Origin of the sequence: uncultured Bifidobacterium sp., assembly GCF_959020155.1 — a bacterium.
GTDB lineage: Bacteria > Actinomycetota > Actinomycetes > Actinomycetales > Bifidobacteriaceae > Bifidobacterium.
This window is the reverse complement of record NZ_CAUERC010000004.1, coordinates 64,237-78,586: the sequence shown is the minus strand read 5'-3', so window position 1 is coordinate 78,586 and position 14,350 is coordinate 64,237. Positions and strand designations below refer to the sequence as shown.

Below are 14,350 nucleotides of genomic sequence, written 5' to 3'. Positions count from 1 at the left end.
GGTTGCGGGAGCAGGTGTCTGTTTTGGACTGCGGAAAAGTTTTCACGGAATGTTTCACGGTCCTGCGTGAGGTGGCGTGCAAAAAAGCCGCGCATGAAATGACATGTGGGGAGCGGCTTGCGTAAAGCGGCTCCCCACATGTCTCGCTCAGCTATGTTTGACCGCGAACGGCGCCTCGTCCAATACCAGCGTGCCGTCACCCATCACATAGCCTTCCACGGCGATATACCCACGGATGAGACGTGGATTGCCGTCGAAGGTCGGGCTGGATTCCGGTGGGGGAGTGAACCGCACCGTACCCGACACCGACAGGCCCGATGGGCTTGGACGATGCGGCAGTTTCGGCAGATCCTGCGATTGCGATGAAGCTGCCTGTTCCGGTGCCGATTCTTCGTCGTCTTGCGATTCGCTGCGCGATTCGTTCGCATTCTGCGGTACGGCCGTGCTGTCCGTGTCCGTGCCGTCCGCGTTGCCCGTCACCGGCTTGTCGTTCTCGTCGCCTTCACGGGGAAAATAGTCGGGTTTGACCAGCATCTGCGCATAGGATTGATGCGGTTCACCGGATTCGTCCGTTTTCCCGGATTCGTCCGGTTCGGCTGGACCGCCCGCGTCCGGGAAGCTGGATTCGGGTATGACCTTCGTCGCTTCGGTCTCAAGCATTGTGGTGGTTTCCGCCGGTTCGGTCTCGAGCACGGTCGTTTCCACCGCATCATCTGCGTCGTCATCGGTTGTCTGTCCGAAATCCGCAAGGTCGTGGGAAACGCCTTCCGGCTCCGCCAGCATGCTGGCGATCGAACGCGGCTTCGTGCTGTTGCTGGAATTGGCGGTATCGGCACCGGAATCGCCGGTGCCGGTCGTGGCGGAATCGCCTTGTCCGCGTCCCATGTGGTATTCGGCGGCGCTGATCGCACCATCCATCAGCATCCTCGCATCCTCGGGAACATCGGTGCCACGCGAATACTCGGAAGCCAGTAGCGACTGCCATCCTTCCAACGGCAGATAGCCTTCGCGCACATGCGAACGGCAATCGCCCGCATACGTGCGTGCCAGCTCGTCCACTTTCTCGTTGCCCGCGTTGCCGGCATGACCCTTGACCCACACGAATCGCACCGACCCCGCCCTATGTGCGATCTCATTGTCGATGGCGCGGATCAAATCGGCGTTCTTCACCGGTTTCTTCTGCGAATTCTTCCAGCCGTTGCGCTTCCAACCCTGCACCCACTTGGTGGAGCAGTTGATCGCATACTGCGAGTCGGTCTCGATCACCAGGTCTTCGGAACCGGGATGCGCTCGCAACGCCTCCAGCACGGCGCATAATTCGCCGATCTGGTTGGTGCCGTTCGTCGCGCCGCCGGCATCGCAATCGCCGGCATGCTCGTGCCCCGGCTTGCCGCCTGCCGCGGGCTCGTGCCCCGGCTTGCCGCCTGCCGCGGGCTCGTGGTCGGCCCAGGCCCAACCCATCGGACCATTCGGATTGCCAAGCGCGGAACCGTCTGTTGAAACCGTAATCGTCATGCTTCTACCCTACGAAAGCCGCGCGACTCGCCGCTTGCCCGTCATACCGCATGGCAACGGCATATGCGATTAGTCGCCGAGACACAGCATGACGGAGGCACGGAACATGCCGTCGCTGTGCTCGAAGGAGGCCGTGCCATGGTGCCGTTCGGCCGTCTCTCGTACGGTGGCGGTGCCCAGCCCCGTGCCACCATGTTTGGTCGAGACGAGATCGCCGTCGATCTGTTCGATGCTGGTATCGGCTTCGCCGTACGTGTTGTCCACCGTGATGAACAGGGCCGCCGGAGGGCCGGAACGATACCGGATGCGCACTTTGAGCCGCCTCTCGCCCTGCGTTTGCTGGGTGATGGCCTCCGTGGCGTTCTCCAGCAGATTGCCGACCATGGAGCATAATTCCGCGTTGTTGATGTTGATGTATTGCGGCACCGCCGCTTTGACGTCCACATCCGCACCCAAATGCCGGACCCAATCGCAATAGTAGACAAGCACCGCGTTCAGCGACGCATGCTCGCAATACTGCATTGGTGCCGTTTGCAGCAGCCGGTGTTTGGACATCTCATCCAGATATGAGCGGATGCCATCCATGTCTTCAGCCGCGGCCAACGCCTGCAGTGAGTGGATGTGGTGACGCACGTTGTGCTTGATCTGACGCGCCTCACGGATCCGCTCGTTCATGTGTTGCAGCTGCAACGTCTGCAAAGCCTCATAATGCTGTCGCCTGCGGGCCGCGAGCAGACGGTCCGACTGCTGAATCATGTACCAGATGAGGAAATACACCAACACCATGAAACAGGAATAGACCACCGCCACGGTGAACGCGATTTCCAGCATATGCGAGTCCAGCAGCGTGGAATTGTCCGCCGGCATGCACCACACCACAATCGCGGACGAAACGAACGGAAACAGCCAGATAAGCTGCCAGAAGCCTTTGCTGATGGATGGGGAATCGAATGTGGCTGGAATCGAATCATGCAGCGGATGCCAAAGCGAGACCAGTGCGACGACGTCAAGCAGCAGCAGATTGACCAGTCCCGGCCAGCCGACGCGGAGATTGGTTGAATCCGCGCCAAGAACGGCCACATCGATGACGAGCGACAGATAGTAGACGATCGCCACCATGTAGGAAGCCGTGGCCACAATCAGCAACAGTTGCCGCCATGGCAGTTCGGTCAGCCATCGCAGGACCAGCAGCACAAGCGGCGCGGTCGGAATGACCGTCCACAGTGATGGGATGCCCAGAGTGCCGCACAGCACGCCGCATAGCAGGAACCAGACCAGTCCGATGGACATGAACAGTGTGCCGTTACGGCGTGGATTGTCCATGTGACTCCATGCCATGATGAGGCACAATGCCAGGCCGGACAACGCGTTGAGCTGCTCTCCGATGGCGAAGAACAGACCTGACGGGGTGGTTTGGGCGATGCCGTTCCGGATGATTTCGCCGAGTGGTGCGAACATGTCAGTCCTCCGTACGCATGCGGGTGAACGTGTATTCCGCGTATGCGCGGCAGGTGGTGGTCACCGCCGTTTTCGTGATGGGAATGCGTTTGCCGCCTTTCATGACGAACTGCGCGTTGGTGATGCCGGACACGTAGTCGAAGTTGACGAGCACGCCTCGCGCGGTGCGGTAGAAGTTGTCGAACACGGTGAGCCGTTGGTCCACATCGGAGAAATTGGTGCGGATTTTGGTCTGGGTGCCGTCCGCGAACGTGAATTCCACGTAGTGCGCGTTGGACAGGGCGTATGCGATGAGCCGCCGGTCCATGGTCACGGCCGGATTGCCGAACGCCACATGCCAGCTGGAATCCACCGTGCCGGGCGACTGCGCCTTTGCCAGATGGGTGACCGGCGGTTTTGCCTTCAGCTGCTCCTCGACGCGTTCCATGGTGGCTTCGAAGGTTTTGCGATTGACGGGCTTGAGCAGATAACCGCTCGCCTGCACCTCGTAGCCGAGCGCCGCGAAATCGGTGCTGGACGTGATGAAGACGATCGCGCAGTCGTCGTTCTGATTGCGCAGCAGCCGCGCTATGTCCAATCCGGTGGTGGCATGCGGCAGATTCTCGTCGCTGAGATAACAGTCGAGCAGCAGCAGGTCGTAACGGCTGTTCTTCCAGCTTTCGATGAACGATTTCGCGTCGGGGAAAACGTCACAGACCGTTTGCATGGCATTCCTGCCGGCGGTTGCGCCGACGTTCCGGCCGTTGAAGTATTCCGCGCACATGGTGGCGATCAGTTCGCGTTCGGCAGGGTGATCCTCGACGATGGCGATGCGCACGTTCCCTCCTTGCTGTGCCGTGATTGCGCGGATGACGTTCCGGCTCTGCTTCCAAGCGTACCGGGAGAGGGAAATACGGGGTGCCGCGGAGCTTGCGTTTCATGCCAGAAAAGCACGTTTCGTGCCATACGGCGGATATCGACAACGAAAAAGACCCGCTCCATACGGAACGGGTCTTTTCGCGCTACGCCTTGATTACTTGGCGGAACGCCGTATCACTCGGCCAGAGCCTTGTCCACGACCTCGGTGGCCTCGGCGAGCACCTTGTCCAGAGCCTCAGGGGATTCGAAGCTCTCGGCGTACACCTTGTAGATGTTCTCGGTGCCGGACGGACGGGCGGCGAACCAGTTGTCCTTGGTGGTGACCTTCAGACCGCCGATCTTGGCGTGGTTGCCCGGAGCCTCGGTGAGCTTGGCGGTGATGTCCTCGCCGGCCAGCTGGGTGGCCTCGACGTCGTCGCCGGTGAGCTTGGCGAACTTCTGCTTCTGCTCGAGGGTGGTCGGGGTATCGACGCGCTTGTACCAGCTTTCGCCGAAACGCTCCACCTGCTCCTGGTGCAGCTGGGCCGGGTTCTTGCCGGTCTTCGCGGTGATCTCAGCGGCCAGCAGGTCCGGAATCAGGCCGTCCTTGTCGGTGGTCCACACGCGGCCGTCCTTACGCAGGAAGGACATGCCGGAGCTTTCCTCGCCGCCGAACGCGACCTCGCCCTTGAACAGCGGGTCCACGAACCACTTGAAGCCGACCGGAACCTCGACGAGCTTGGCGTTGATGGAGGCGGCCACGCGGTCGATCAGGGAGGAAGACACGAGGGTCTTGCCGATACCGGCGTTCTCCGGCCAATCCGGACGGTTGCCGCCGAACAGGTATTCCACGCACACTGCGATGTAGTGGTTCGGGTTCATGACGCCCCAGTTCGGGCAGACGATGCCATGGCGGTCGGCATCCGGATCGGTGCCGCCGACCAGATCGTACTTGTCCCAAGCGCCGTTGTTGAGGGAATCGACCAGACCCTTCATCGCGTACGGGGAGCTCGGATCCATGCGGATCTTGCCATCATGGTCGATGGTCATGAAGCTCCAGGTCGGGTCGACCTGCGGACGCACCACGTCGATGGTCAGGTTGTACTTCTCGTTCATGAGCGGCCAGTAGTTGACCGAAGCGCCGCCGAGCGGGTCGATGCCCAGGCGTACGCCGGAGGAGCGGATCACGTCGAAGTCGATGACGTTCTCCAGATCGGCCACATAGTGCTCACGGAAGTCGAAACGCTCAACCAGATCGGACTTGACGGCCTGCTCGAACGGCACGCGCTTGACGTTCCTGAAATCGCCGAGCAGCTCGTTGGCGCGGTCGGCGATGGCGTTGGTGACGTCGGCCGGAGCCGGGCCGCCGGTGACCGGATCGTACTTGAAGCCGCCATCGGTCGGCGGGTTGTGGGACGGGGTCACGACGATGCCGTCGGCCAGGCCTTCGCCGGTGAAACGCTGGGTGCCGTCGGCGGCGCGGTTGTGGGTCAGGATGGCCTGGGACACGACCGGGGTCGGGGTGAAGTCGTCACGGGAGTCGATGCGCACGGTCACGCCGTTGGCGACGAGCACTTCGATGGCGGTCTTCCAAGCCGGCTCGGACAGGGCGTGGGTGTCGCGGCCGATGTACAGCGGGCCGGTGACGCCGGCCTTCTTGCGGTATTCGGCGATGGCCTGCGTGATGGCCACGATGTGGGCCTCGTTGAACGAGGTCTTCAGGGACGAACCACGGTGTCCGGAAGTGCCGAAGGAGACGCGCTGCTCCGGAACGTTCGGGTCGGGGACGACGTCATAGTACTTTCCAATGACCTCGTCGACATTGATCAGATCTGCTGGGGTGGCGGGCATTCCCGCATTTTTTGCAACCATACCTTCATTGTGCCACGAGTTTGCGCGGAACGCGGAAAGCCATCCCACAATGTGCGATGAATACGTTTTCTTTTTGACGTCTCGGCGTGTCTCCAGTATAGAATTGGGGTTTCAGTGTCCCGATGCCCGACGATTTGCGCATCGCACGCCGGTAGTGTATTGTTTCTAACGAATTCGACTCATGCAGGGTTGCAAGTCAACATTTTTAGACGCAAGACCTGGAATGTGGCATTGGTTTGCCATGTTCCGGGTCTTTTTTGTTGCAAAAAAGCCGCGCTGCGTCATCGAATCCCATCGGAAGGAAATAGAAAGGAATCAGGATGGCTGACTCTCTCGCATCGCAGATCATCACTGCGATCGGCGGACCTGAAAACGTTCGCAGTCTGACGCATTGCGCCACCCGACTGCGCTTCGAGCTGGCGGACGCGTCCAAGGTGGACCAGAACGCCCTCGAACATATGAAGGGCGTGCTTGGCGCGGTCCCGCAAAGCGGTGACCGTTTCCAGGTCGTCATCGGCGGCGGCGTGGCCACCGTATACGAAAACATCATGCATCTGCCCGAAATGGCGAACGCCGGTGCCGCCTCCGCATCCGGCGAAGGCCAGAAGAGCAACGCCGACGTCAAGGCCGAGGCCCGTTCCAAGGCACGCGGCAAGGTGGCATGGCTGGACTCCTTCTTCGAGTATCTCGCCGACTCCTTCCGCCCGATCCTGGGCGTGCTGCTCGGCGCCTCCATCATCATCGCCCTGGTCAACCTGCTCATCTCACTGAACGTCATTCCGAATGACGAGGCCTCCGCCGGCTGGGTGTTCATCAAGGCCATCTGGAAGGGCGTGTTCTACTTCCTGCCGATCATGGTCGCCTACAACGCCGCCAAGAAGCTCAAGGTCGATCCGTGGCTGGGCGGCGCCATCATGGCCATCCTCATGACCCCGCAGTTCACCAGCCTGATGGACGCCAAGACCACCACGTGCGTGGAGAACGCGGCTCTGGGCACCAAGTCCTGCACCGCCAACATCTTCGGCATTCCGATGGCGTTGAGCGACTACAGCGGCAACGTGTTCGTGCCGCTGCTCATGGCCGCCGTGCTCGCCCTCGTCTACCACGGATTGAAGAAGATCATTCCCGAAAGCGTCCAGCTGGTGTTCGTGCCGTTCTTCTGCATGATCATCGTCGGCGCACTGACCGCCTTCATCATCGGCCCGATCGGCGTGTGGGTCGGCAACGGCCTCGGCGTCGGCCTGGCTTGGATGAACACCCATGCACCGTTCATCTTCGCCATCATCATCCCGCTGCTGTACCCGTTCCTCGTGCCGCTCGGCCTGCACTGGCCGCTCAACGCCCTGATGCTCATGAACATCCAGACGCTCGGCTACGACTTCATCCAGGGCCCGATGGGCGTGTGGAACTTCGCCTGCTTCGGCGCCACCGCCGGCGTGCTCTTCATCGCCGTGCGTGACAAGGACAAGGACATGCGCCAGACCGCTCTCGGCGCGCTCGCAGCCGGCCTGCTTGGTGGTGTTTCCGAACCGTCCCTGTACGGCATCCACCTGCGTTACAAGCTGGTCTACAAGCGCATGCTCGTGGGCTGCGGCCTTGGTGGCGTCGTCATTGCCGTCCTCGGCTGGCTCTTCCCGTCCGTCACCGCCGCCGGCCAGACCGTGCATGGTGTGACCACCACCGCCTTCGCCTTCACCTCGCTGCTGACCATTCCGGTCTTCGACCAGATGTGGGTGTACGCGGTGTCCATCGCGGTCTCCTTCCTGACCTCCTTCTTCCTGATCATCACCTTCGACTACCGCACCCCGGAACAGAAGGCTGAAGTGCTGGCCCGCGCCGCCGCCGATCAGAAGGCCGCCGCTCCGGCGGTCGAAGCCAAGGAAGCCGCTCCGGCTGCCACCACCGCCACCGCGACTGCTACCGCCACCAAGACCGAAGTTCCGGCCGCTGCCGCCGCCGCGACCACCGTGGTGAACGCTCCGGTCGCCGGCCACGTGATCGCCCTGGACGAAACCGGCGATCCGGTGTTCGCCTCCCGCGCGCTCGGCGAAGGCGTCGGCATCCAGCCGACCGACAGCGAGGTCGTGGCCCCGGTCTCCGGCGTGCTGCAGACCGTCGCCGAAACCGGCCACGCCTTCGGCATCAAAACCGATGACGGTGTGGAAGTGCTCGTGCACGTCGGCATCGACACCGTGAAGATGAACGGCGAGGGCTTTGCCGTCAAGGTCAAGGCCGATGAGCGCGTGAATGCCGGCGATCCGCTGGTTTCCGTCGACTTTGCTAAAGTGAAGGACGCTGGATACAGCACCACCACGCTGATGACGGTGCTCAACACCGCCGCCCTCACCTCCGTCACGCCGAAGACCGGCATCGACGTCAAGGCAGGGGACGAGGTGATCGACATCCAGCGCTAACCTGTCACACAGAGGCGAAAAAGGGGTCGACGTGGACGTTCTTCGCGTATTCAACAACAATGTCGTATTGGCTAGAGACGGTGATCGTGAGGTGATTCTCACAGGCCGTGGAATAGGCTTCCAAGCCAAGCCGGGACAACATGTGGATGACGCGAAGATCGTCCGTCGGTTCATCCCCGTCGATGGCAAGGATCCCGACCACATGGCGCAACAAGTGGCCGGGATCCCGCCAGAAATCATCAGACTCGTCACGGATGCCATGAACCGTACGGGGCTGAAAGAACAGGCAGACAAGCAGCCAACCCTGGTCATGGCGCTCGCCGACCACATCTGCGGCGCGATACAACGCGCGCAAAGAAAACAGAACATCGAATATCCGCTCGAAGCGGAAGTACGTTCCCTATACGCCGACGAATACGCCAAAGGCGTGGCGATGGTCGACGCGATGAACACGTATTTGGGTGGCGCGTTGCCCCGCAGTGAGGCGGTGGCGCTCGCCTTGCATTTGGTGAATGCCGGATTCTCCGGCGGCGACCTGTCCGCCACCTACACCATGACCGGCATCATCCAGCAGATGATCGCCGTCATCGAAGGCGCGTACGGCATCACGCTTGCGCAGGACAGCGTCAATGTGGCGCGATTCATCACGCATTTGCGTTACCTGTTCGTACGCATCCACCAGCATGAGCAGCTCGACGATGAGCCGCAACCAATCATCGAATCAATCAAAACCTCATATCCGAAGGCTTGCCAGTGCGCAAGGCAGCTTGCCGTGGTGGTGAAGATGCGTCTTGGTTCCGACCTTACGGAAGCCGAAATCGCCTATCTTGCCCTGCATGTGGCGCGCGTGACCAACGGAGTGAATCGGCAGGACGACTGAGTTTCCGGTATCTTCCGATATTCAGCAGCCCGTTCCGCGCATTCCTGACGGTTCCTAATCGTTCGACTGTTCGGCCGGCTGCCCGCTTGCCTGTTCGGTCGGCTGCGGTTTCGTTGGCGTAGCCGACATATTCGCGTTCAACGCCAGTATGCCGGTATCTTCGGAAGCGGCCTCCGGCACGCGCACGCATAGGGCCTGACGTTCCACACTGAAACGGATGTGCTTCGTTTCAGGCAGCATATCGCCATCCACCTGCGCCAAAACAGGCCTCTCCAAAGTGATTTCCGCGCTGACGCCCTGCACCTGGTCGACGGTGGAGTTCGTGGACAGCGGACTCTGCTGAGCTTTGCCGGTGATGGTCTGGTGCAGCACGTCGCCGAACAGATTCGCCCAACCGATCAGGCCGCCGGACGTGTCGATGATCTCGTAGTCGAGGATGCCATCGTCATAGGAAGCTTCGGGCATCAGCGAAAACATGGGGATCTGGCCGCAATTGCCCGCCATGAACGTGCGGAACGTGAGACCACGCGTGGAATGCGTGCTGCCGTCGGCGCTGGTGATGGTCACATTGCCCTTGTACTTCGGGGCGAACAGATTCTTCACGCCCGACACGAAATACGCCAGCCAGCTGATGTTCTTCTTCAATTCCGGATCGGTGTCGTCGATCATCAGTGCGTCGAAACCGATGCCGGCGATGATGAGGAACGCATGCCCGTGGTCGGTGGTCTCATCATCCAGAAGGGTCAGACGGCCCACATCCACCAGATGGGAGCCGTGCGACGTGGCCACGGTGAGCGCCGCATCGATATCGTCCACGGGAATGCCCATATTGCGGGCGAACAGATTGCCGGTGCCGATCGGCACGATGCCCAGCGCATGCCCGGTACCCGACAGCGCGCTCGCGACGGTACGCACCGTGCCATCGCCGCCGACAGCCACCACCACATCGGCACCATGGTCCAACGCTTCGAACGCGCAGGCGCGACCGTCCTTGTCGAGCTGCGTTTCGATGAATTCGATCTGGGTGAGATGCTTCGCCTCGCAGAACTCCTTGATATGCTGCTTGCGCTGTTCCGCCTGGGGCTTTGAAGGATTGACTATGAACGCGTAATGCACTTGGTCATCGTCACGCTTGTCAAGCTTCTCCGCGAGCGTACGGTGCTTGTACGCGCGGTATCCGAAGAAGGCGGCCGCGCATACGGCGACCACGGCGATGATGACGAGCAGGACGATAACTGGCATAGGCATGCCTCTATTGTCTATGCGATTGCGCAAAAAGACGAATTCGACATGAAAAATTCGGCGTTCCCTCACGTTATATCCAAAAATGAGAACGATGGCGTCAGTGTCTGCTTTCGGCACTAGGCTGGGAAGCATGCTTGATATTCAATTCATTCGTGAACATGCTGACGTTGTCAAGGAATCCCAGCGTAAGCGTGGCGAATCGGTCGAACTGGTCGACGAGGTGCTGCGCTCCGACGAGGTTCGCCGTTCCTCTCTGAAGGAATTCGAAGCTGCCCGCGCGCAGCAGAAGGAGATCGGCAAGAAGGTCGCCGCCGCCCCCGCCGACGAAAAGGCCAAGCTGATCGCCGCAACCAAGGAACTCTCCCAGAAGGTCTCCGAATACAAGGCCGCAGCCGACGCCGCAGCCGAGGAATACACCACCGCCATGTGGAAGCTGTCCAACATCGTCGAGCCGGAAGCTCCGGAAGGTGGCGAGGACGACTACGTCGTGGTCAAGAAGGTCGGCCAGATCCGTGATTTCGCAGCCGAAGGCTTCGAGCCGAAGGACCACCTGACGCTCGGCCGCGGCGTGGCCGGTATCGATATGGAGCGCGGCGTGAAGGTCGGCGGCTCCCGCTTCTACTTCCTGCGCGGCCAGGTGGCCCGCATGCAGATCGCCATGCTCACCATGGCCGTCGACCAGGCCGAGGAACACGGCTTCACCCTGGCCATCACCCCGACGCTGGTGCGTCCGGAAGTAATGCGCGGCACCGGCTTCCTCAACTCCCACGCCGACGAAATCTACCGCCTGCGCGAGCCGGACGACCAGTATTTGGTCGGCACCTCCGAAGTGGCGCTCGCCGGCATGCACGAGAACGAGATCCTGAACCTTGAGAACGGCCCGCTGCGCTACTGCGGCTGGAGCTCCTGCTACCGCCGTGAAGCCGGCGCAGCAGGCAAGGACACCTCCGGCATCATCCGCGTGCACCAGTTCGACAAGGTGGAGATGTTCGTCTACGCCAAGCAGGAGGACTCCTACAAGGAGCATGAGCACCTGTTGGCCATGGAGCAGGAAATGCTCGGCAAGGTCGAGGTGCCGTACCGCATCATCGATACCGCCGCCGGCGATCTGGGCTCCTCCGCGGCACGTAAGTTCGACTGCGAGGCTTGGGTGCCGACCCAGGGCCGTTACCGTGAGCTGACCTCCACCTCCAACTGCACCGAGTATCAGGCCCGTCGTCTGAACATCCGCGAACGTATGGAGGATGGCAACACCCGCGCCGTCTCCACGCTGAACGGCACGCTGGCCACCACCCGTTGGCTGGTCGCCATTCTCGAGAACCACCAGCAGAAGGACGGCTCCATCGAAATTCCGAAGGCCATGCGTCCGTACATGGGCGGCAAGGAAGTCATCGAGCCGACCAAGTGGGAAGCCTGATTTTCCAAGACGTTCGCGTCTGATATGAATCCGTGAAAGCGGCGTTGGCATTTGTGCCGGCGCCGCTTTTCGTATGTTGGACGGTCCCAGTGCCGTTTGTGTCGTTCTGGGCAGATGCGTGTGCGGTTTTCTGTTGGAAGCGACGGGGATGGAGGCTGTGCCAGGTGTCGCACTTCCGCGCACTGTGGTATATTGGCGTTTCGTGCGTAGCAGCGATGTTAGGCGCAAAGGGTAGATGTCTGAGCGGTCTAAAGAGACGGTCTTGAAAACCGTTGAGGTGCAAGCCTCCGCGAGTTCGAATCTCGCTCTGCCCGCATCAATCAAGGGCTTACCGAAGGATTTTTCGGTAAGCCCTTTTCCATGCCGTTTATGGCGATTGTCGTTGTCGTGGCGGCAACGTCACACAATCCGTCGATCCGCGGCCCAACGGGTGAGCTCGGAACGGTTCGACAGCTGCAGTTTGCGCAGCACCGAGCTCATATGGGTCTCCACGGTCTTGATGGAGATGAACAGTTCCGAAGCCACCTCCTTGTACGTGTAGCCGCGCGCGATCAGCCGCATGACCTCCTGCTCGCGATTGGACAGCCGGTCCAGCTCGTCATCGTGGATCGGTCCGCCGAACGCGCCGTTCGCGCTCGGGCCGTTCTGGAAGGCGGACAGCACGAATCCCGCCAATTTCGGCGAGAACACGGCGTAGCCCTCATGCACCTGCTTGATGGAGGACACCAGGTCGTCGCCGGAAATAGTCTTCGTCACATATCCCTGTGCACCGGCGCGGATCACGGAACCGACATCCTGCGGAGAATCCGACACGGACAGCGCGAGGAAGACGGTATCGGGGGAGTATGCGCGCGATTTCGTGAGGATTTCGGCGCCACCGCCGTTCTCGCCGCCCGGCACATGCACGTCCAGCAGCACCACGTCCGGTTTGGTCTGCGCGATCATCGCCACTGACCCCTCCACGTCGGCCGCCTGTCCGACCACGTCGAAATACGGCTGCAACGTGGCGATCACGCCCGCGCGGAACATCTCATGGTCGTCCACGACGGCGATTCTGATGCGCTGTTCCCGCTCGCTCATTCCTGCTCCTTGGTTCGATTGATTCATTGCCGCACCTGCTGCATGTGCCGTGTTCATTGCGCCGATTGCACGCCCGTATCGCCGTCCGCTGTGGTGGTCGTAGCGCTGTCCGCATCCTCCGCCGCTCCTGAAATCGGCATGTGCATGCGCACCTCCGTGCCCCAGCCGGGCCTCGACACAATCTCCACTGTACCGCCGCGGCGCTTGATACGTCCGATGATGGACTCGCGGATGCCCAGGCGATTCGCTGGAATGGCGTCGACGTCGAAGCCGTCGCCATGGTCGCGTACGAACACCTCCACCAGCTTGTCGCCGGCCTCGCAGTAGACGGACACCGGTTCGCCGCCGTGCGTCACGGCGTTGATGAGCGCCTGCTGCGTGGCGTCGAGCAGCGCGTCGGTCTGCGCGCTCGGCCGCGCGTCGCCCACCGTCACCACCTCGATCGGCTTGCCGTGCGTGTCCTCCACATGCGCTGCGATCTGCTTCAAACCGGCGTTGACGGAACGGTCCGACGTGGTGCGCTCCTGATATAGCCATTCGCGCAACTCGCGTTCCTGCTGCCTTGCCAGTGAAAACACGGTCTGCTGGTCATCGGCGTGCAACTGGATCAGCGCCAGCGTCTGCAGCACGCCGTCGTGCAGGTGGGCGGTCATATCGGCGCGCTCCTCCTCGCGTTCCTTCAGCGCGCGTTCCGTGCCCAAATCACGCACCAGCGTCATAATCCACGGCACAATCGCCAGCAGCACGCCGACAAGCAGCGCCAAACCGGCGACGAGCATGGTGAACGTGGCGTGCCGTGCGGACTGCATAATGCGCACGTGGGTGGCGATGTAGATCGCGTACGCGACGAAAATGACCGCGATGCCGCCGAGCATCGTCCATAATTGGCCGTCCTTCGCGTTGAACCGCAGCCAGGAGACGCCGACGCCGACCACGCCGAGCAGCAACGGCACAATCAGCGTGCCTTCAATGCCTTTCGCCGCCATCGCCACGCATAGGCCCAGCATAAGCAGTCCCGCCATGGCCAGCAGCGCGGGTCTCGGCGCGTTGGCGAACATCTGTTCCAGGCTTTCGGACGATTGTGCTCCGCTGCCGGATTGCATGCCGTCCGCGTTGCCGTCGCTGTCTTGCGATTGCGCGCCGCCGTTTCCGACGTTCCTTAGGTTTCTTACGTTCCTCACGTTGCCGTGGGACAGCGGCGCGTTCTCGACGGGCTGGCTGCCGGCGATGACGTACGCCTGCTGGACCGGGTCTCCGACGGGTACGGTGATCCACAGAAAAATATAGGCGATCGCGCCCGCACCGAAGAAAAACGTGGTGACCACGAAAATGAAACGGATGAGATGAACGGACACGCCCAGATGCATGCTGACGGCCTTGGCCACGCCAGCGACCTCGCGGCCGTACGTCGGGCGCAGCAACGGCAGTCGCGCCGGCTTGGACGGCACGGGACGGCCTTCGCGCAGGGCCTGCACGTAGCACCAGCGCATGTAGACCGCGCTGGCTTGGTCGTACTGTTCCTGCGTGTATCGCGGTTTGGCTAAGGACTTCATGCTTCCATTGTGCCCTGTCGGGGATGCCGATTCAGGGCTTTCAGCTGGTGTTCAGGGCAGATTCAGGGTGTTCCCCGAT

10 protein-coding genes and 1 tRNA gene are annotated in these 14,350 nt (G+C 61.5%); 4 read left to right on the top strand and 7 right to left on the bottom strand.

Features of this window, described 5'->3' with window-relative positions:
- Window positions 1-147: 147 nt before the first annotated feature.
- The 4 genes from Q5H31_RS02300 to pgm all read right to left on the bottom strand — a co-directional run bounded on the left by Q5H31_RS02300 (window position 148) and on the right by pgm (window position 5,682).
- Entirely contained in the window at window positions 148-1,515 is a 1,368-nt protein-coding gene (locus Q5H31_RS02300; RefSeq protein WP_302457443.1) for a ribonuclease H, read from the bottom strand.
- A gap of 69 nt (window positions 1,516-1,584) precedes the next feature.
- Window positions 1,585-2,973 (bottom strand): sensor histidine kinase, encoded by a 1,389-nt coding sequence (locus tag Q5H31_RS02295; protein WP_195347397.1) that lies wholly within the window; start codon window positions 2,971-2,973, stop codon window positions 1,585-1,587.
- A gap of 1 nt (window position 2,974) precedes the next feature.
- Entirely contained in the window at window positions 2,975-3,790 is an 816-nt protein-coding gene (locus tag Q5H31_RS02290; protein WP_302457442.1) for a LytTR family DNA-binding domain-containing protein, read from the bottom strand.
- Window positions 3,791-4,005: 215 nt separating this feature from the next.
- Window positions 4,006-5,682 (bottom strand): phosphoglucomutase (alpha-D-glucose-1,6-bisphosphate-dependent), encoded by a 1,677-nt coding sequence (gene pgm / locus Q5H31_RS02285; protein WP_033499400.1) that lies wholly within the window; start codon window positions 5,680-5,682, stop codon window positions 4,006-4,008.
- 320 nt (window positions 5,683-6,002) lie between these two features.
- Here pgm and Q5H31_RS02280 point away from each other — a divergent pair, with 320 nt between their 5' ends.
- Window positions 6,003-8,096 (top strand): glucose PTS transporter subunit IIA, encoded by a 2,094-nt coding sequence (locus Q5H31_RS02280; protein WP_117319860.1) that lies wholly within the window; start codon window positions 6,003-6,005, stop codon window positions 8,094-8,096.
- A 31-nt stretch (window positions 8,097-8,127) separates the two neighbouring features.
- Window positions 8,128-8,976, top strand: coding sequence for a PRD domain-containing protein (locus Q5H31_RS02275; RefSeq protein ID WP_033499286.1), 849 nt, complete (start codon window positions 8,128-8,130; stop codon window positions 8,974-8,976).
- 54 nt (window positions 8,977-9,030) lie between these two features.
- Here Q5H31_RS02275 and Q5H31_RS02270 read toward each other — a convergent pair whose 3' ends face one another.
- A complete protein-coding gene (locus Q5H31_RS02270; protein WP_055054614.1) occupies window positions 9,031-10,224 on the bottom strand; it encodes a diacylglycerol kinase family protein in 1,194 nt (397 codons plus the stop codon).
- Between the two features lie 127 nt (window positions 10,225-10,351).
- Here Q5H31_RS02270 and serS point away from each other — a divergent pair, with 127 nt between their 5' ends.
- Window positions 10,352-11,638, top strand: coding sequence for a serine--tRNA ligase (gene serS, locus Q5H31_RS02265; RefSeq protein WP_011742849.1), 1,287 nt, complete (start codon window positions 10,352-10,354; stop codon window positions 11,636-11,638).
- A 229-nt stretch (window positions 11,639-11,867) separates the two neighbouring features.
- Window positions 11,868-11,952, top strand: a tRNA-Ser gene (locus Q5H31_RS02260).
- Window positions 11,953-12,037: 85 nt separating this feature from the next.
- Here Q5H31_RS02260 and Q5H31_RS02255 read toward each other — a convergent pair.
- Both Q5H31_RS02255 and Q5H31_RS02250 read right to left on the bottom strand, forming a co-directional pair.
- Window positions 12,038-12,718, bottom strand: a complete 681-nt coding sequence (locus Q5H31_RS02255) for a response regulator transcription factor (RefSeq protein ID WP_026646471.1) — start codon at window positions 12,716-12,718, stop codon at window positions 12,038-12,040.
- Between the two features lie 53 nt (window positions 12,719-12,771).
- Entirely contained in the window at window positions 12,772-14,271 is a 1,500-nt protein-coding gene (locus Q5H31_RS02250; protein WP_270442834.1) for an ATP-binding protein, read from the bottom strand.
- Window positions 14,272-14,350 lie beyond the last annotated feature (79 nt).

Bases quoted from the DNA above. Each gene is read 5' to 3' on its own strand.
- Q5H31_RS02250 (WP_270442834.1), bottom strand. From the start codon at position 14,271: ATGAAGTCCTTAGCCAAACCGCGATACACGCAGGAACAGTACGACCAA.
- pgm (WP_033499400.1), bottom strand. From the start codon at position 5,682: ATGGTTGCAAAAAATGCGGGAATGCCCGCCACCCCAGCAGATCTGATC.
- Q5H31_RS02255 (WP_026646471.1), bottom strand. From the start codon at position 12,718: ATGAGCGAGCGGGAACAGCGCATCAGAATCGCCGTCGTGGACGACCAT.
- serS (WP_011742849.1), top strand. From the start codon at position 10,352: ATGCTTGATATTCAATTCATTCGTGAACATGCTGACGTTGTCAAGGAA.
- Q5H31_RS02300 (WP_302457443.1), bottom strand. From the start codon at position 1,515: ATGACGATTACGGTTTCAACAGACGGTTCCGCGCTTGGCAATCCGAAT.
- Q5H31_RS02280 (WP_117319860.1), top strand. From the start codon at position 6,003: ATGGCTGACTCTCTCGCATCGCAGATCATCACTGCGATCGGCGGACCT.
- Q5H31_RS02270 (WP_055054614.1), bottom strand. From the start codon at position 10,224: ATGCCTATGCCAGTTATCGTCCTGCTCGTCATCATCGCCGTGGTCGCC.
- Q5H31_RS02295 (WP_195347397.1), bottom strand. From the start codon at position 2,973: ATGTTCGCACCACTCGGCGAAATCATCCGGAACGGCATCGCCCAAACC.